The sequence below is a fragment of the Pseudomonas oryzihabitans genome, from assembly GCF_006384975.1.
In the GTDB taxonomy this organism is placed as follows: domain Bacteria; phylum Pseudomonadota; class Gammaproteobacteria; order Pseudomonadales; family Pseudomonadaceae; genus Chryseomonas; species Chryseomonas psychrotolerans_B.
In genome coordinates, this window is sequence record NZ_CP021645.1 from 1,725,737 (window position 1) to 1,743,388 (window position 17,652).

Here is a 17,652-nt window from a genome sequence, read left to right on the forward strand (position 1 = left end):
ACGAATGACGCCGCCGCCCTCCTCGCCCCAGCGAATAGCCCAGGCTAACGGAGGGCCTTGCGTGGCGGTTCTTCGCCCAGGGTCTTCCCTGCGAAAAAGGCCGGCGCGCGCCAGCGGAACAGCAACATGAGCGCCACCCCCAGCAGGAAGATCACCACCGCGATGACGAAGACCAGCCCGACCCCGCCGATATGGGAGCCGCTGCCGAACTCCGGGGACAGGCTGTCGATCGCCGTCTGCAGGAAGATGATGGCCAGGGCCGCGCCGCCGAGCAGCGGGCAGAGGCCCCGCAAGAGGAAGTGCCTCAAGCTGTCCAGCAGGCTGTGGCGGAAGAACCAGACGCAGGCGAAGGCCGTCAGCGCATAGTAGAAGCAGATCATCATGCCCAGCGCTGTGATGGTATCGGCCAGGACATTGTCGCTGAGCAGCCGCATGCTCACATAGAAGCCACCCGCCGCCAGCCCGGCGCACAGGGTGGCGAATCGCGGAATCTGCGCGGTGCTGACGCGGGCGAAACGCTTGGGCAGCGCCCGATAGTGCCCCATGGCGAACAGGGTGCGCGCCGGGGTGATGAAGGTCGACTGCAGCGACGCCGCCGTGCTGGCAAGCACCGCGACCGACATCAGGATCGCCAGCGGCCCCAATACCGGCCCGGCCAGATGGGCGAAGACATTCTCCTGGATCGCCGGATTACCCAGGCCCAGACCGCCCTCCTCAACCCCGGCGAAGGTCAGGGTCGCGATGGCGGTCAGCAGATACAGCAGCAGGATCAGCAACACCGTACAGGTGGCGGCGCGCCCGGGTACGGCGTGACTGCTGACCGCTTCCTCGGTCACCGTGAGGCAGACGTCCCAGCCCCAGTAGACGAAGATCGACAAGGCGAGGCCAGCCGCGAAGGCGGAGAAGGACTCGATCGCCAGCGGATTGAACCAGTGCCAGTCGAAGGCCGGCACCTGCGCCTGGGTTTCGGCGCTGAAGGCCGCCAGGCAAAAGCCGAGCAATACCAGGATCTGCAAGGCAACCAGCGCGTACTGCACCCCCAGCGTAGTGGTCAGGCCGCGGCAGCAGATCCAGACCGCGAGGGCGATGAACAGGCAGCAGGTCAGGAGGTTGATCCACAACACCGCGCTGAGCTCGGCCAGGTCCGGCTGCCCCAGCAATTGGGCCAGGAACAGATAGAAGAAATCCACCGCGACCCCGGCCAGGTTGGACAGCACTATGGTGGTCGCCGCCACCATGCCCCAACCGCCGATCCAGCCGATGGTGGGCCCGAAGGCCCTGGCCGACCAGGTGACGGAGGTGCCGCTGTCGGGATCGGCGGCGTTGAGTTCACGATAACCGAGGGCCACCAGCAGCATGGGCAGAAAGCCCACCAGGAACACCGCCGGCAACTGGGTACCTACTTCGCGCACGGTCGGCCCCAGGGCCCCGGTCAGGGTGTAGACCGGGGCGATGGTCGAGATCCCCAGGAGCACACAGGCCAGAAAGCCAAGACTGCCTTGGGCAAGCCCCTTGTTGCCTCCAGGCGCCCCGACCACAGTTGCCTGCTCCGTGAACTGCTCGCTCATGACCTGGGCTCCTGTCTTACGCTTTGTCACGGGGGATGGTGGAACAGCGCTTGGCACCGCTCAGCCTGGAACCCGCGGGCTCCTGACTGGCAGCAAGGTCCGGACCTCAGGGCGTGTTCTTGTCGGGCGCCTTGATGTAGCCGGGAACCGCGGAATCCGGCGCTGCCTGGCGCCCCTCACTGGCCGCGGCAGCATTGGCCTGGGAACGATCCTCCTGCGCCTTGGCCTGCTCTTGGGTAGCCCGCTGGACCTTGCCTTCGGCTGCGCTCTCCTGGGCGTTCTGCGAATGGGCCTGGGCGTCCCGCGCATGGTCTTCGGAGGTCTTGTTGCAGGCAGCGAGGGTCGTGGCGACCGCTATCAGGAGCGTAGGGAGGATGAATTTCGACATCGGGTATTCCTTGGACAATGGACAACCGAAAGACCCACGTGAATAGCGGTTGGTTTCGGTTGACTCGTGCGGGCTTTGCGACCCGAGATGTCTGGCACAGGGGCGACAACGTTCAGGCGCCGAGCCAATCAGTCCCCTGTCGCCTCTCCAGCCAGCCAACGACCGTTTGCCGCGTCGTCTTGCCACCCGCGTTCGACAACCCTACTTCAGCCCTCGCAGCAAAACTTTCTCACAACGCCGCATGATCGTTTTGTCGCCAAAGATATATTCACCCCTTCAATTTAATTTTTGAAAACAATGGAATTTCATGAGTCATAGCGTCTCTAGTTCTCATTCAAAACATAGAAACTCTTGATCGAATTATTGAATAGCACGACCAATTAATCAGACAAAAAAGCTACAACCCGCTAGCTAGAGGGATCCAGGCAGCAAAAGTCTTTGACGAAAAAAGTAATAGCAGGGATTCTTGCTAGTGAGTTACAAATCGAATCTTACAAACACGCGGATAGAGAGTGTCTGGTACGACAACTAGGAGACACCCTGCTGTCGAGGAATGATCCAATGCTGATGTCCCCCGATCAAGTCACCCACCATCCTTTGCTTCAATTGCTTTCTGATGACATAAGCGATCGCGAACTGCGTCAGTCGCTACGCGTGGTACGCCAGTACCTGGGGATGGACGTGGCCTTCCTGTCGCGCTTTCGGGACACGGATAGGGTGCTCGAACATGTGGACAGCCCACCGGATTGCCCGCTCCAGCAAGGGCAGATCATCCCGCTGGCGGAGGGTTATTGTCTGGGTGTCGTCAATGGCGAATTGCCGGAGCTGATCACCGACACCTCCCGACTTCCTGCCGCCCAGCGCATTCCGGCGACCACCTCCCTGCCAATCGGCTCGCATCTGAGCGTACCGGTCCAGGTCGAAGGCCGGGTCTATGGCACCCTGTGCTGCCTGGGTTTCGAGCCCAACGACCGGCTGGACGAGCGTGACATCAAGATGCTGCGCGCCTTCGCCGAGATCCTCGCGTTGCGCCTGCACGAGGTGGAGGCCAATCGCTCGGCACAGCGGAACATCATTGAGGAAATAGAAGGCGCCTTGGCCCAAGACGCGCCCCGCATCGTCTTCCAGCCGGTGTTCCGGTTACCCGACCTGACGCTCTACGGGTTCGAGTGCCTGTCACGCTTCGAAGTGACGCCCCAGCGGTCGCCGGATCAATGGTTTCACCGCGCCTCCACCGCCGGCATAGGTATCAAGCTCGAGGAGCACGTTTTGCGCAAGACGTTCGCCTACCAGCGAGACTTCGTCGCGCCCCTGATACTCAACGTCAACGTCTCACCGGAACTCGTCACTTCGGGCCAATTGGAACTGCTGCTCCAGGCCGCGCCGGACTTGTCACGAATAACCCTGGAAATCACCGAGCACGCCATCGTCAAGGACTATGCGGCTCTCGCCAATGCCCTGACTCCGTTACGCCTTCTAGGCGTAAAAGTGGCCGTGGACGATGCTGGCGCCGGCTACTCCAGCATGAGACACATCCTGCAATTGCAGCCGGACATCATCAAACTCGACATGAGCCTTACCCAACACATCCACGAGGATCGTAGTCGACGCGCCCTCGCCCGGGGCCTGGTCAATTTCGCTCACGAGATCGGCTCGCAAGTCGTCGCGGAGGGCGTGGAAGCCGCTGAGGAACTCGTGTGCCTGCGCGATTTGCAGGTGGACTTCGCTCAGGGTTATCACCTGGCGAGGCCCATGGCCGCTGCCGATGCTCTGGCGCTCATCCGCACGGCATAACGATCAGCTCGAGCACGGATCAGGTTAGGCTACCCCGAAGCGGCCCCTGACCTCTCAGCCTGACCAGCCATCTCCTGGGCAAGGGAGAGCGGCCGCGCCCGCCCTGAACAACGTCTCTCAGCAGGGCCCGTCATTGAAAACGGGCGATCAGAACGGCACTGCCCATCATCATGACCGCACTCAACCACCGCCATCCATTGATCACGTGCTGTTCCATCGCGAACAGCCAAAATGGTCGATGAGCAGACTGACGATAAGGTTTGCGATGATGGTGACGGCCTGACGGGTGCCGCCCCTGCGGCCTGCAAGCCCCCCAACTATGACGAAACTGTAAGCCTAGTTCGCTGCATTCATGGGCGTTATCTCGGCGCGGAGCCTTGGGTAAGAAAGCAGGAGCGGATCGCTGGCCCGATGGGGTGTGAGTGACGACTTGGGCACCTGCTCCAAGGCACCGCCGGTTCCCGCTTAGCGGTTCTGCATTGAGGGCCTTGGCACGCTCGAGATCAACACGCTGCGTGCGGATGGATGCCAAAGGCGCTGTACATAGCTTGACCGAGCGCTTGACCAAAGGCGCCTTTGGGCGATGCTGCCTCGCTGAAAGGAATCGAGGTCGTCCCCGAGCCAATGCCTATCTTGCTTGCCGCTTGGAAGGCGAGAGCTGCCACCGCCGGCTCGGCGATCCAGGTTGATCGCCGATTGCGAAAAGACGCGAAGAACTCCAGCGGCTGGCGTGGGACAGGGCGGCTCACGTGGAGCCGCCCGATGTTCGCCAGCGAAGCCAGTCACCTGGCCAGTCCAGGCCTAGAAGATAGCCAGACCGTCCATCACCAACGAATAGATTTCGGTACCGTAGGTGAGCACGCCGAGGGGTATTCCCACCGCCGCCCCTACGATCAAAGCGCAGCCCAGTATCGCCAGGATCGGTATGCCAAACAGACGCTGTGTCAAGACAGGGCCGCGACTTGCCTCCGAGGCAGCTTGCTGCCTGGGCTTTCCCGCAGGAGCGCCGGGGTCGTTCTGGGTCCGCGATGACAGGCCAGGCTGCCGGTGCGCTGGCTTACCCTTCCCCTCCATCTCGATCAGGTTGGCGATATCGGCAAGCGTGCCGCTGTTGCGGGTGATCTGCTCATGAGCAGCGCGGAGCGAATCGGGTTTGGCCGAGCGGCCCGTGGTGCGAGGGGGTCTTCTTGAGGCGGTCATAGATACAGGTAACAGCTGACAAGGCTCTGGAATGGTACAGCTTGCAAAGATACTTATGAATATTAGCTGTCTGGAAGAGCTGATTGCGATGAGCGCAGGCCCCATGGGACTCCTCTCTCGGTAGCACCCTGCGCCAGGGTGTCGAGGGAGAAGCAGAGTCCCCGACGGCAGGAGTGAACGGCCGATGACTTGGACTACCTTCACCTAATCTCGCAGCCGCTCAAGAAAAACCAAGAGCGCTCGGCCTTGATTTTCTGCGCCCTTACCGTCTCGTCGATCATCAATCTATTTGAGCCTGGACTGTGGGGATCCAACACCATTCAAAGCCTCCACCGATCAAGAATGTCATCTGCATTCAGCCCATTGAGACCCTTTCCTTCGCCAGCCAGCTTTAATGATCGATAGAAGATTTAGACGGCGGTAAGTTATCACACTCACCCGCCCCTACTCAGGTCTCTTTGAACCTGCTGCCTCGCCTATCCATACCCTTATGCCTGGAAGTTTTACCCAGCCCAAATCAGCATCATATAGTTTCAAGTGCCAGAATGAAAACTTTAAAACTATTGAGCAAACGCCTGAAACTGCCAGACCTAACAAAACATCTTCACCATCATGCGATACAAAAAAAGTATCACATCATAATGAATTTGGTATATTACAAAAAACAAGACCCTCCATAAAATCAGCGCTTTTAACTTTGCAGGGCAATTGGAATGAACAAGGGGTCTGAAGCAGGGGCAATGGAAGCTGAAACTCGTGCGCGTCAGCCGAACATGCTAATCGCGGCTGTAGCCGGCTTCGTCGGAGGTAACGTCTCCAGCTTTGTCAAATGGGGCACTGAAATTCCTTTTCCGCCGCGGACGCCCGATAGGGCCGTGCCGCCCGCCGAAATGCTTCAGAGCATAGGTATCAATCCCAATCTATTTACTTATCAATATTCCGAACATACGTTAAATTTTGCTGTATCCCTGGTTCACCAAGGCTTTTCGGTTTTCTTCGCCATGCTTTATTGCATGCTCGCCGAACGTTGCCCTCGAATTACCCTGTGGCAGGGTCTGGCATTTGGCCTGGCCATCACCGTGGCCTTCCACGGCATCCTGCTGCCAGCCTTCGATTGGGCACCGCCACTGTGGCGACTGCCCTTTACCGAAATCTTCTCGGAAACGTTCGGCCACCTCCTCTGGATGTGGGTGATCGAAGTTTTCCGAAGAGACTTGGTTAGTCGGTGGAAATAAAATCGATCTTCTCGACCCGGGCCTCAATCAGCGCTCGAAACTGAGACTCGCTATTCTAAGCGACCTCTATCTTGCCAGTGCCGCCTCAATACAAAGGCCTGGCGAGATAGAGTCGTCAACAAGATAAAACAAGCGCAGCAACGCTGCCACTGGAGCAGCCAGGCACGTGGGGGCTCTGCTCCTTATCGGCTACGGCCTCCTTGAAGCAAGTGCCCCCACCCACGACAACCAGATGGGCGTATCCAACAGCGATACGGGCCTTCTGCCCGCCTCCAAGTCGTATTCACGGCTCAAGGTGCCAAAGCACCGATCCGGGGGGCAACCGAGCCCGCAATCGCCACCGACGACTCCAAGGTTTTAGCTCTCAGACGTCCGTGGCCATCCCCCCCTGCGGATTGACGCATCGCTCTGGACTTCAACTACCGTCTGGAACGCGACTTTCAGGGAGCTTTCCAAACCCTGCCAAGGTCCTATCGATACGAATTAGCCAGCAGCAGAGATTGGCCTATGAAAAAAACCACTTCGGCAGGTGCCGCCTTGCTCAGCGCCCTGCTCGCAACCCAACAGGCTCAGGCGACCGCGGGTGTGCATGTCGTGCCCCATGATTCACCGGAACACACTTCCAGCAATGGAAAAACGCAGCCCCCTATCGGCTACGCCACGGTATGGGCCGACGAAACAGGCGCCACGCACATCAGCCATTGCCGCCTAGAGGGCTTGGAGTTCAAAAGCTATGCGCCGCCTGCTCCTCCGCAATGGATCGGCGTCTCGCCCGACCACATCGAAAGCATTGCCTACGCGGTATTGCCGCCCGGTTACGTCGGCCCTTGGCATCATGCACCAGGTCCTCAGTGGGTGATCACCTTGCAAGGACAATGGTCGGTGGAAACCACGGATGGCAGCGTCCTGGTTCAAGGCCCAGGGGAGATGCAATTCAATGCCGACAGTACCTCCAAGCCACGCCCTGGCGATGATCGCGTTGGCCATTTGACGCGCACCGTGGGTAACGAGCCTAACGTTCAGCTGATTATCAAGCTCAAGCCCGACGCAGATAAGCAACAGGTACAGGGCCCCTGTGCTCATTGACTCCTGAAGGTACTGCGATGGCCAAGCGTGCAACGTTTCGTCGTGAGGTTGTCCTTTTGACCGGGGCTCTCACCCTATCGACTGGGGTATCAAGCGCCGACGCCTCGGGACCGGTACGTGTCCAGGCCTTGTCTCCTGTCTTCACCCGCCTGGTGGATTCAGTGCCTACCGTCGACATCATCGAGACCCAGGCTCATTGGGCGGAAGGCCCTCTGTGCCTGCCTAATGGCGACCTGATCTGGAGCGACGTCGAAGGCAATAGCGTGATGCGCTGGGCCGCAGGTGGAACTCCACAGGTATGGCTGGAACCCTCCGATCACCAGAATGGGCATGCGCTCGACCTCCAGGGTCGGGTAGTGGCTGCCAGCCATGGCAAGCGAGCTATCGTACGCAGGGAAGACGACGGCAAGTGGAAGGTAGTGGTAGATAGCTATCAAGGCGAACCCTTGAACAGTCCCAATGACCTGGTGGTCGCCTCTGACGGCGCGATCTGGTTCAGCGATCCAGAATTTGGGATAAAGAATCCCAAGCAAGGCTACGGCGGCACGCCTCGCCAAGGCGGGGATTTCCTCTATAGGTACGACCCGGCAAGCCGGAACCTGAAACGCCTGGATGTCCCAGGGCTGAAATCTCCGAACGGCCTAGCCTTTTCCCCTGATGAAAAGTTTCTCTACGTTGCCGATTCGCAGCTCGCTCACGACTTTGACAATCCGCAGCTTGCTCATCAGATCCTGCGCTACACCGTCGAGGGTGACAGCCTCAGCGGTGAGCAGGTCTTCGCGAAAGTTACCCCAGGTATCCCGGATGGGCTCAAGGTAGATAGTCTGGGAAACGTCTGGAGTTCCAGTCGAGAAGGTGTTCAGGTGTTCTCCCCGAGTGGCTCGCTGTTGGGCAAACTACTGATTGATGCGAAGGACACGGGCAATCTCGCCTTCTGCACGCAGGGCAGTCATAACTGGCTCAATGTAACAGCGGCGAATTTGGTTTTACGGATTTCGGTCAAGGTGGGTGGAGCCGGCGTGGCTGTGGTGTCGAGCCCTAAGTAAAACCCATGGAGTTCTCGCGTTGTCATGATCTGAGATCCTGACGCAAGTTTTCATCCCGCCCCTATCCTGATACCAAATCCGGCGCGGTGAGACAGCGCCCTGTATTGCTCGATATCCGGAAAAGCAGACTGATAACGCCGCTGGGGGCGGAACCGGAGCGATAACGAGTTCGATGGGCATGGCAAGGCGAGCCGCCCCTGTCCGATAGCTTTCGTACCGTCACTAATTGGCGAGCTTCGCTGTCCATTGACTATCAGTCGTCATTGCCGATCGGAGCTTTCCATGTGTGGCCGCTTCGCCCAGTACCGTACCACGCTCGACTATCTTGAGGCCCTGCGTGCGGACGTTGCGGACTTCCAGACGGGTCTTGAGACCCGGCCTCTCGGCCGCTACAACGTCGCGCCAGGCAGCCGCGTCCTGCTGCTGAATCGTCAGGACGATGGCCTGCACCTGGACCCGGTCATGTGGGGCTACCTGCCCTTCTGGGCGCAGCAGGCCAAGCGGCCAGCCATGATCAACGCCCGCGTCGAGACGGCGGCGACGAGCAAGATGTTTCGGGGCATCTGGCGCAACGGACGCGCGCTGGTGATCGCGGACGGCTGGTACGAATGGAAGAAGGATCCGGAGAACCCGAAGCGCAAGCAGCCCTATTTCATCCGGTTGAAATCTGCGGAGCCTATGTTCTTCGCTGCCATCGGCCAGTTCCGGCCGGCGACCCAGGGGCCCCGCGAGGATGATGGCTTCGTCATCATCACCGCGGCCGCCGACGCCGGCATGATCGACATCCATGACCGTCGGCCCCTGGTTTTACCACCAGACGTCGCCCGCGAATGGATCGACCCAGAGCTTTCCGAAGATCGTGCCGCCCAAATCGGCCGCGAGGCAGCGACGCCCGTGGACGCTTTCGAGTGGTACCCCGTGAGCAAGGCCGTGGGCAGCGTGAAAAACGACGGGCCCGACCTTCTGACCCTGATCGACAATCCCCTACTGTGAGCACAATGTCCAACGTCACCCCAGAGCGCGACCTGTCCTACTGCACGCTAGCCCTTCTCCTGACCGCCCGTATTCACGGCACCAATGAAGCGGTACGCGCCACCGCGAGACGCTGCGTCAAGCAGCTGCCGAAGCGTCAGCGGGACTTCTTGCTCGACGTGATCCAAAGTCGCCAGCCCTTGCAGATGGTTCGTAGCATCGCCCGCAAGCTGGAATGACGGTCACGGCTCACGATCATCGTCAGATGACCCTGGGCCGCGCTACCTTGATCGGTGCCTCGGCGAATGGCGACCTGAGGCAATGAAGTACTTGGGCCGCGCTTGCCAGCTCCCTCGAGCATCGGCCGGGCGGTGCTTGATCGCTCAAACGCAGCCCTGCCTTCACGCATCGAGCCGCGAAGGCCTTCAGCGTGCCAAGTTTTCCTCAGGCCGGTCTGTCTTGTGGGCGACCGGCACGCGAAGCCAAGGCAGAGACGACGACGCCCAGAATGACCAGACCGAGTCCGGAGAGAAACAACGGGGAAACCGTCGCGCCAAAAGCCAGGCAGGAAAACAGGGTTCCTACGAGGGGTACCCCGAGGGTGAAGTTCGACATGCCGAACGTCGAGATCCTTCTTCCGTATTCCGCAGAGATCACGAAGCACGCCGAGGTCGCGATCGGGCCGATGAAGAACAGTTCTTCAGCGAGCTTCCTATCCAATACGATGGCTGCCGGCGAACCTTCGCTGACATAGGCGGCAATCGCCAAGGGGATGGTGGCCAACAGCATCTGCCAGGGCGCTAGTACCAGGGCAGGCGTCACCCAGCGGTGACGCTTCACATGGAGAATGACGATCGCCCAGCTCAACGCGGCGAGCAGCAGAAATCCCGCGCCCAACAGGGTGTCCTGCTGTGCCCAGTCGAGCTCGCCAGGCGCGCAGACCGCGGCCACCCCGGACATTCCCACCAAGAGCCCGGTGATCTGCAGCCGCGAGGGAATTTCCCGGAAGATCACCAGGGCGACGACCACACACCACAGCGGTGTGGTGTAGGCGAGGAGCACGGCCCTGCTGGTGTCGACATGTACCATCGCCACCATGCCCAAGCCCGTGAAGGCCATCATCTGCAACAAGCCCACGCTGGCGATGATAGGCAGGTCCTGCCGCGTCGGCAGCCTGAGTTGCCCTCGGGCAACCAGATAGGCGAACAGACATACCGCGGCACTGGCGAATCGAATGGTCGCCAACCAGAGCGGAGGCACGCTTTGCAGTGCCAGCTTGGTCACCGGCCAGCTACTTCCCCACAGCAGCACCATCACCCCCAGGCAAAGGTAGGTGGAAGACATCCCGAGATGCCTGGTGCGAACTTTAAACCCTTGCTGAATTGAAGCGCTCATGGTGCCACCCTGTTGCGATCGAATTACGCAGGGCCATGATATTTTCCGGCAAGCGGAAAAAAGCACCTATCTCTTCCCCTTAGAATTGAAATATCGGTAACCTCAACCGATAAAATCCAATCTTTAGGAAATTTTAACCATGGGTCGAACGAAGCTAGACGATGCCAGCCTGCGCATCCTCGATGCCCTCCAAGCCAATGCGGAGCTGAGCAATGCCGAGCTTGCCGACCTGGTAGGCCTTTCGGCTTCACCCTGTTGGCGACGCGTGGCGGACATGAAAGAGAACGGCGTGCTACGAGGCGCCGTGACCCTGGTCGATCCAGCCGCCCTCGGACTGGCCATCAACGTCTTCGTGCATGTGTCGCTCAAGCTGCAGGACAAGCAATCCCTGGAGGTTTTCACCAATGCCATCAAGGAGCGTCCAGAGGTGATGGAGTGCTACCTGATGAGTGGCGAGGCCGACTTCATGCTGCGGGTGGTGAGCGAGGATCTGACGAAATATCAGACGCTCTTGCTCGACTGCCTGACGACGATACCCGTCGTCGCCAGCATCAGGTCGAGCTTTGCGCTGAGCCAGGTGAAATACACGACCGCCCTGCCCACGAACCATCTGAGAAGACGCACGGCTGGCGGCAATAACTGAAAGTATCGATTCGTCTTCACCCGGTTGCTTAGGTGCAGTCCTTGCACCAGCAGGGGCTCGGTGTGCCTCTGCTAACGCACCTTAGCCAGATCGCACCACATATGTACCTTCGAGACGAAGGACTCCCTGACGGCAACTGCCAGGGGTTCTATGCCAAAGGTGATGAAACCCGCCTGCTCATACAGCGCCTGAGCGGCACGGTTGCCCTCGGTGACCGTTAGCTGAACGACCCTCAGCGCGGGATCCCCTTTCGCCTGCGCCAGCAGTTCGGCCACCAGCCTCCGGCCAATACCGAGACGCCTGTGACGATCAGGAACATACATGCCGAACAGGGTCGCTTTGTGGCGCGCTTTTTCGCGCGTTTCAAGGCTGAGGCCCGCAACGCCCAGCAGGGCCGTCCCGTCCGTAGCCCCCCAGACGAACTCCTTGGCTTGGGGATCTTCCGAAAGGCGCCTTTCCCACCAACTGAGCGGTAGCCCTTCCCTCTCCTGCCGACTGGACGTAAAGGCGTCCGGATGGACCTCATAGGCTTCCAGCATCAGCTGCCTATAGGCGCGAGCGAAACCAGCCCCTAACCGCTGAATGTCCATCAGTGTCCTCCCTTGAAGACGTGGTCGATCAAACTCGCTGCTCCGGCTCTGTACGAAAAATTGTCAAGCGAAGGTGGGATGAGGCGAAAGATGCAGATTACGCAGCAGTGCGGTGCCTTCTCAAGCCATCCACCCGAAACGGAAAGTGACGCCGGACGGATAGCTATGCCTTGGCACTTGCAGACTCCGGGCTCTGGTGATTTTATGTAGAGAGTCACTCAATTTTGACTATATCTCTACACATGAAATGGCTAGCCCTCATCCTTTCATTGCCCACTGAGAACGCCACTGCGCGACAACGGGTTTGGCGCGCCTTGAAAGCCTCGGGAGCGGCCGTTCTGCGGGATGGCGTCTATCTCATGCCACCGCGTGAGGAATGCCAGGCAACTCTGGATGGACTCGCAGCGGAGGTGTCCGGGGCTGGCGGTTCCGCCTATGTGCTACGCGTTGAAGACCCCGAGTCTGCCAATTTCAGGGCTATGTTTGATCGCGCCGAAGACTATGCGACGTTACTGGCGGATCTCAGCCGAGCACGGGCGGCGCTGAGCACCGACACCGTTCAGGAGGTCATCAAGCAAGCACGCAAACTGCGTAAAGCCTTCGCCACGCTGGCGGCAATCGATTTCTTTCCGGGTGAAGCCCAGCAGCAAATGGATCAGGGCCTGCAGGAGTTGGAACTCGCCTGCGCCCGCGCGCTTTCTCCTGACGAGCCCCATGCCAGGGAGAGCGTGATCAACCCGCTGTCCCCATCGGACTACCGCGGACGCACCTGGGCCACCCGCCAGCGCCCCTGGGTGGATCGGCTCGCCAGTGCCTGGCTGATACGTCGCTTCATCGACCCAGAGGCGAAGGTGCTGTGGCTGGCTACCCCTGCGGATTGCCCGGCCGAGGCCCTGGGCTTCGATTTCGACGGCGCCACGTTCAGCCATGTCGGCAGCCTGGTCACCTTCGAAGTTCTGGCGGCCAGCTTCGGGCTCACCCAGCCCGCCATCGTTCGCCTGGGGTCGCTAGTGCATTACCTGGACGTCGGCGGCATACGGCCGACGGAAGCAGCGGGCATCGAAAGCGTGTTAACCGGGCTGCGCGCAACCCTACTCGATGATGACCAACTACTCGCTGCCGCTTCCGCACTGTTCGACGGCTTACTGGCTAGTTTTGCCCAAGAGGTACTGTCGACATGACCCAGGCAGCCGCGCAGAAAACGGATGTCCCATTACAGGCACCCCAGCCCATTGGCTTCTGGGAAGCCTTCGTCTTCTGGCTGAAGCTGGGCTTCGTCAGCTTCGGCGGCCCGGCTGGCCAGATCGCCATCATGCACCAGGAGTTGGTGGAGCGACGGCGCTGGATCTCCGAGCGGCGTTTCCTGCATGCCTTGAATTACTGCATGTTGTTGCCCGGCCCGGAAGCTCAGCAACTGGCTACCTACATCGGTTGGTTGATGCACCGCACCTGGGGAGGCGTCATCGCTGGTGGACTGTTCGTCTTGCCGTCGCTATTCATCCTGATCGCCCTGTCCTGGGTCTATATCGCCTTCGGCGAAGTACCGGTGGTGGCCGGACTGTTCTACGGCATCAAGCCTGCGGTAACGGCAATCGTGGTACATGCGGCTCACCGGATAGGCTCGAGAGCTTTGAAGAACAATGGATTATGGGCAATCGCCGCTGCCGCCTTCGTCGCGATCTTCGCCCTGAATGTTCCCTTCCCCTTGATCGTCCTGGGAGCCGCCGTGATCGGCTATCTGGGCGGGCGCTTGGCACCGCAAACCTTCAGCGTCGGTGGAGGGCATGGGGTGGCCAAGGCCTCCTTCGGCCCCGCCTTGATCGACGACGACACCCCGCCGCCGGCGCATGCCCGCTTTCATTGGCCCCGCTTGCTCCTGCTGATAGCGGCGGGCGCGGTGCTGTGGACGTTACCCATGGGCCTTCTGACAGCCCTATTCGGCTGGAACGGTACCCTTACCCAAATGGGCTGGTTCTTCACCAAGGCGGCACTGCTGACCTTTGGCGGTGCCTATGCCGTATTGCCCTACGTGTACCAAGGCGCCGTCACCCACTATGGCTGGCTGACCCCGACGCAAATGATCGATGGCCTGGCGCTAGGTGAGACCACGCCTGGGCCGCTGATCATGGTCGTAGCCTTCGTCGGTTTCGTGGGTGGCTACGTACAGGCGATTTTCGGAGCCGACCAGGCCTTTCTGGCGGGCGCCGTGGCCGCCAGCTTGGTCACCTGGTTCACCTTCCTGCCCTCCTTCCTGTTCATCCTGGCGGGAGGCCCGCTCGTGGAATCCACCCACAACGCCTTGAAGTTCACCGCGCCCCTGACGGCCATCACGGCGGCCGTGGTCGGTGTCATCCTCAACCTGGCGCTGTTCTTTGGCTATCACGTGCTCTGGCCACAGGGCTTCGCCGGCTACTTCGACTGGCCATCGGCCCTGATCGCCCTGGCCGCAGCCATCGCCTTGTTTCGCTTCAAGCGGGGAGTCATCCAGGTAATGGCTGCCTGTGCGATCACCGGTCTAGTCATTCATCTGTTGAAGAACTAATCGGAAAAGCGTCGAAGCGAGCCCGGCAAGTACAGGCCCTTCCTGCCACAGCTCCCTACGCCTTGGACACCCAACCAAGACCGGCAATAGCGCATTACCAACCACCCGGTTAGCGCAAATTACTCGGGGCACGGGTAGCCGGGATCTGTGCCTTACAAGAGCTGGCATGGGCAAGATCACGCAGAGAAGCACGACAGATGAAGCCTAGGCTCGGTACGAAAAATGCCTTCGCTCGGCGCTTTTCGTACCGAACCTAGTGCAGGGAGAGGCGTCGTGCTATCGCCGTCACTTCACCGTGAAGCGATAGTGAAGCACCCGATCAGGACGCTTACTTCCCGGACCGACATAACCAAGCTCGAGCGACGCCGGTCCGGACTGACCTGGCATAACATGAATAACGGTAACTTCCGGTGCGCCAACGACGCCTGCGGGTGCCTTGGGATCAGGAACTGTATCTATGGGCTGCTGCACCTTGACGTTTCGTGCCCGCAATACTTCCCACTGATAGCCAGTGCTCGGATTGCTCGGCAATCTGATCGTCACGAGCCGATGGGCAAGCACTTGTCGAACATGACCGGCGTCACCCTCCGAGAAAACCCTTTCAGCGCTGTGCTCAGCCGTAGAATGACTTGCGGTGCCTTTCTGCTCCCCTCCTGCCACTGCGACTGTTGAAACAGAGCCAATTACGGTAATCAGCGCAACGCTAACAAGGGCTCTCAAGTTACTCATAATGTTCCCTCTAACTATCCGTTTCTTCATCAAAGCCTTAGGTTCTGTACGAAAAATGCCTACGCATCGGTGATGCTTCGTTGAAAAAGGCCTGGGTCGCCAGCCCGGTCGGAATGCTCATTTACCACTCGTAAACTCGAGCGCGAGTCCGATCCGCTTCCTCAGCCTTTTTCGCGGGGCCGCCTAGGCCTCGCCTGACCTTCGCTCGGCGACTTTTCGTACAGAACCTAAGCCAAGATCTACCTGCCAACTAGCGCTTGATGGGTAATCAATGTCTTCGTGAGCATCAAGTGGATACCTTCACGCACAAATTCAATTGGCCATGCAGATACTTTCTGCTACTAGCAATGATTGCTTTCTGCGTCGGCGCAGCTGCGTAGTCGCCGAAACTGTAACCGCCCAATGCTGAACAGATCATGACACTGGCGCAGTCGGAAAGCGCTATTTCCACCCTCCATCCCGACCGGCAATTGACTTCGCAACCAACCTTTCAAGCAAGTCTGGATTTAGCAACGCCTATAAAGTCTTGCTTTTGCACCCATAGATGGCGGTAGCAGCCCTGACTCCAATGAAGATGCCGCACCACTGGGACATACGTTCGCAACAGCGCTGACGCATCAAGCTGTTCGCACTATTCACGTTGCCAAAGTCCTTCTGAATTACTCCAGTAGAGTAACCATGATGGAGTACATCGAGACCAACCACCTTTCATGAGCAGTACTCTGGAAGAACGTGTCAACAAGGTTCAACAGTGAAACTCAGCCCGCTTCTTCACCGGCGAGACGTGGGTGTCCAAATGGATCAGGAAGTGGCGAGACTAGGTATGACAGCGGGCCTGAGAGGAACTAGATACAGTTTGGCTATCATCCGAGGGCGGGGCCGGATTCCGCCACAGACGGCTGCCTGAGCTGCGCTAAACGCAAAAACCCTCCTTTCGGAGGGTTTCTGGTGAAGATGGTGGGTCGTGTGGGATTCGAACCTACGACCAATTGGTTAAAAGCCAACTGCTCTACCACTGAGCTAACGACCCGTTAGTGGGCGCCATTCTAGCGATTTTTTCAGGAGAATCAACACCCTAGATAAAAAAATTACTGATAGCGGGTAGGGTCGGAGATTCCTGCTGCCTTGAAGCCTTCGGCGCGCAGGCGGCAGCTGTCACAACGACCGCAGGCTTCCCCTTCAGCGTTGGCCTGGTAGCAGGAGACAGTCAGGCCGTAGTCGACACCCAGCTGCGTACCGGTCTCGACGATCTGGGCCTTGGACATGAACTGCAACGGCGCCTCGATCTTGAAGGTGTCCCCTTCCACCCCGGCCTTGGTGGCCAGGTTCGCCAGGCGCTCGAAGGCCTCGACGAATTCCGGTCGGCAATCCGGGTAACCGGAGTAGTCCACCGCATTCACGCCGATGAACAGATGACGGGCACCCAAGACCTCAGCCCAGCCCAGGGCGAGGGACAGGAATACGGTATTGCGTGCCGGCACATAGGTAACCGGAATGCCCTCTCCCGGTGTTTCCGGTACGGCGATGTCCAGATCGGTGAGCGCCGAGCCACCGATGCCGTTGAGATCGAGGCCTATGACCTTGTGTTCGATGACCCCGAGTTGACGGGCGACCCGAACGGCGGCCTGCAACTCGGCTCTATGACGCTGACCGTAGTCGAAGCTCATGGTGTAGCAAGCGAAGCCCTGGGCCTTGGCCAGGGCGACGACGGTGGCGGAGTCTAGGCCGCCGGAAAGAAGGATGACCGCTTTAGGCTGACTCATGCTCAATGTCCCGGCTCGTCGTTCCACAGAATCTTGTGTAGTTGCAACTGGAAGCGTACCGGCAGATTGTCTGCCACGATCCATTCGGCGAGTTCTCGCGGGACGACCTGACCGTGGCTGGGCGAAAACAACACCTCGCCCGCACGCTGCTCCAGGCGGTACTCGATCAGCTTGGAAACCGCCCAGTCGTAATCCTCACGCGAGCAGATGACGAATTTGACCTGGTCGTTGGACGTCAGGTGGTCCAGGTTGGCGTACAGGTTGCGCCCCATCTCCCCCGAGCCCGGCGTCTTGAGATCGACGACCTTGCTGACCCGCGTGTCCACGCCACTGACATCCAGGGCGCCACTGGTTTCCAGCGACACCTCGTAGCCGGCGTCACACAGGCGTTCGAGCAGCGTGAGGCAATTGGGTTGAGCCAGCGGCTCCCCCCCGGTCACGCAGATATGGCGCGGACGATAGCTGGCAACCTGTTCCAGGATGGCATCGAGGTGATGGATCTCGCCACCGGTGAAGGCATAGGCGGTGTCGCAATACTGGCAACGCAAGGGGCAGCCGGTCAGACGAACGAAAACGGTAGGGAGACCGGCAGTGCGAGCTTCGCCCTGCAGCGAATAGAAGATTTCGGTAAGGCGTAAGGTATCTTTTTGCATAGAAGCCACGGGCGTGACGGCTAAACAGGCCATCCGCCTCCGTTGCGG

Annotated in this window: 16 protein-coding genes and 1 tRNA gene; 9 read left to right on the forward strand and 8 right to left on the reverse strand. The window is 59.6% G+C overall.

Annotated features, from left to right (window positions below):
• Positions 1–44 precede the first annotated feature (44 nt).
• Positions 45–1,568, reverse strand: coding sequence for an APC family permease (locus CCZ28_RS07510; RefSeq protein WP_140217277.1), 1,524 nt, complete (start codon positions 1,566–1,568; stop codon positions 45–47).
• Between the two features lie 106 nt (positions 1,569–1,674).
• Positions 1,675–1,956: a hypothetical protein gene (locus tag CCZ28_RS07515; RefSeq protein WP_140217278.1), complete on the reverse strand. Its 282-nt coding sequence runs from the start codon at positions 1,954–1,956 to the stop codon at positions 1,675–1,677.
• A gap of 561 nt (positions 1,957–2,517) precedes the next feature.
• Here CCZ28_RS07515 and CCZ28_RS07520 point away from each other — a divergent pair.
• The 6 genes from CCZ28_RS07520 (at position 2,518) to CCZ28_RS07550 (ending at position 9,528) form a co-directional block, all read left to right on the forward strand.
• Entirely contained in the window at positions 2,518–3,750 is a 1,233-nt protein-coding gene (locus tag CCZ28_RS07520; protein ID WP_205894645.1) for a sensor domain-containing phosphodiesterase, read from the forward strand.
• A gap of 1,973 nt (positions 3,751–5,723) precedes the next feature.
• Positions 5,724–6,185 (forward strand): YagU family protein, encoded by a 462-nt coding sequence (locus tag CCZ28_RS07530; protein ID WP_140221301.1) that lies wholly within the window; start codon positions 5,724–5,726, stop codon positions 6,183–6,185.
• A gap of 507 nt (positions 6,186–6,692) precedes the next feature.
• Complete coding sequence (locus tag CCZ28_RS07535; protein WP_140217279.1) at positions 6,693–7,271, forward strand: hypothetical protein; 579 nt, start codon at positions 6,693–6,695, stop codon at positions 7,269–7,271.
• 17 nt (positions 7,272–7,288) lie between these two features.
• Positions 7,289–8,317, forward strand: a complete 1,029-nt coding sequence (locus CCZ28_RS07540) for an SMP-30/gluconolactonase/LRE family protein (protein ID WP_140217280.1) — start codon at positions 7,289–7,291, stop codon at positions 8,315–8,317.
• Between the two features lie 282 nt (positions 8,318–8,599).
• A complete protein-coding gene (locus CCZ28_RS07545) occupies positions 8,600–9,310 on the forward strand; it encodes an SOS response-associated peptidase family protein (RefSeq protein ID WP_140217281.1) in 711 nt (236 codons plus the stop codon).
• A 5-nt stretch (positions 9,311–9,315) separates the two neighbouring features.
• A complete protein-coding gene (locus tag CCZ28_RS07550; RefSeq protein ID WP_140217282.1) occupies positions 9,316–9,528 on the forward strand; it encodes a DUF7740 domain-containing protein in 213 nt (70 codons plus the stop codon).
• Positions 9,529–9,733: 205 nt separating this feature from the next.
• Here CCZ28_RS07550 and CCZ28_RS07555 read toward each other — a convergent pair whose 3' ends face one another.
• Positions 9,734–10,633: a DMT family transporter gene (locus CCZ28_RS07555; protein WP_240795249.1), complete on the reverse strand. Its 900-nt coding sequence runs from the start codon at positions 10,631–10,633 to the stop codon at positions 9,734–9,736.
• 190 nt (positions 10,634–10,823) lie between these two features.
• On the opposite strand from CCZ28_RS07555, the gene CCZ28_RS07560 reads away from it, so the two are divergent.
• Positions 10,824–11,327, forward strand: a complete 504-nt coding sequence (locus CCZ28_RS07560; RefSeq protein WP_140217284.1) for an Lrp/AsnC family transcriptional regulator — start codon at positions 10,824–10,826, stop codon at positions 11,325–11,327.
• 71 nt (positions 11,328–11,398) lie between these two features.
• Here the strand turns inward: CCZ28_RS07560 and CCZ28_RS07565 are convergent, their stop codons facing one another.
• A complete protein-coding gene (locus tag CCZ28_RS07565) occupies positions 11,399–11,917 on the reverse strand; it encodes a GNAT family N-acetyltransferase (RefSeq protein ID WP_140217285.1) in 519 nt (172 codons plus the stop codon).
• A 242-nt stretch (positions 11,918–12,159) separates the two neighbouring features.
• Between CCZ28_RS07565 and CCZ28_RS07570 the strand changes: the two genes are divergently transcribed.
• Positions 12,160–13,098 (forward strand): chromate resistance protein ChrB domain-containing protein, encoded by a 939-nt coding sequence (locus CCZ28_RS07570; protein ID WP_140217286.1) that lies wholly within the window; start codon positions 12,160–12,162, stop codon positions 13,096–13,098.
• Complete coding sequence (chrA, locus tag CCZ28_RS07575) at positions 13,095–14,459, forward strand: chromate efflux transporter (protein WP_140217287.1); 1,365 nt, start codon at positions 13,095–13,097, stop codon at positions 14,457–14,459. The genes CCZ28_RS07570 and chrA overlap by 4 nt, the downstream gene beginning before the upstream one ends.
• Before the next feature lie 285 nt (positions 14,460–14,744).
• Here the strand turns inward: chrA and CCZ28_RS24915 are convergent, their stop codons facing one another.
• From CCZ28_RS24915 to queE, 4 genes are all read right to left on the reverse strand, one after another.
• Positions 14,745–15,218 carry a protease inhibitor I42 family protein gene (locus CCZ28_RS24915; protein ID WP_140217288.1) on the reverse strand — a complete coding sequence of 158 codons (474 nt, stop codon included), beginning with the start codon at positions 15,216–15,218 and terminating at the stop codon, positions 14,745–14,747.
• 925 nt (positions 15,219–16,143) lie between these two features.
• Positions 16,144–16,218 (reverse strand) — tRNA-Lys (locus CCZ28_RS07585).
• Between the two features lie 58 nt (positions 16,219–16,276).
• Positions 16,277–16,951 carry a 7-cyano-7-deazaguanine synthase QueC gene (gene queC, locus CCZ28_RS07590; protein ID WP_205894646.1) on the reverse strand — a complete coding sequence of 225 codons (675 nt, stop codon included), beginning with the start codon at positions 16,949–16,951 and terminating at the stop codon, positions 16,277–16,279.
• Positions 16,952–16,953: 2 nt separating this feature from the next.
• Entirely contained in the window at positions 16,954–17,604 is a 651-nt protein-coding gene (queE, locus tag CCZ28_RS07595; protein WP_205894647.1) for a 7-carboxy-7-deazaguanine synthase QueE, read from the reverse strand.
• Positions 17,605–17,652: the final 48 nt, after the last annotated feature.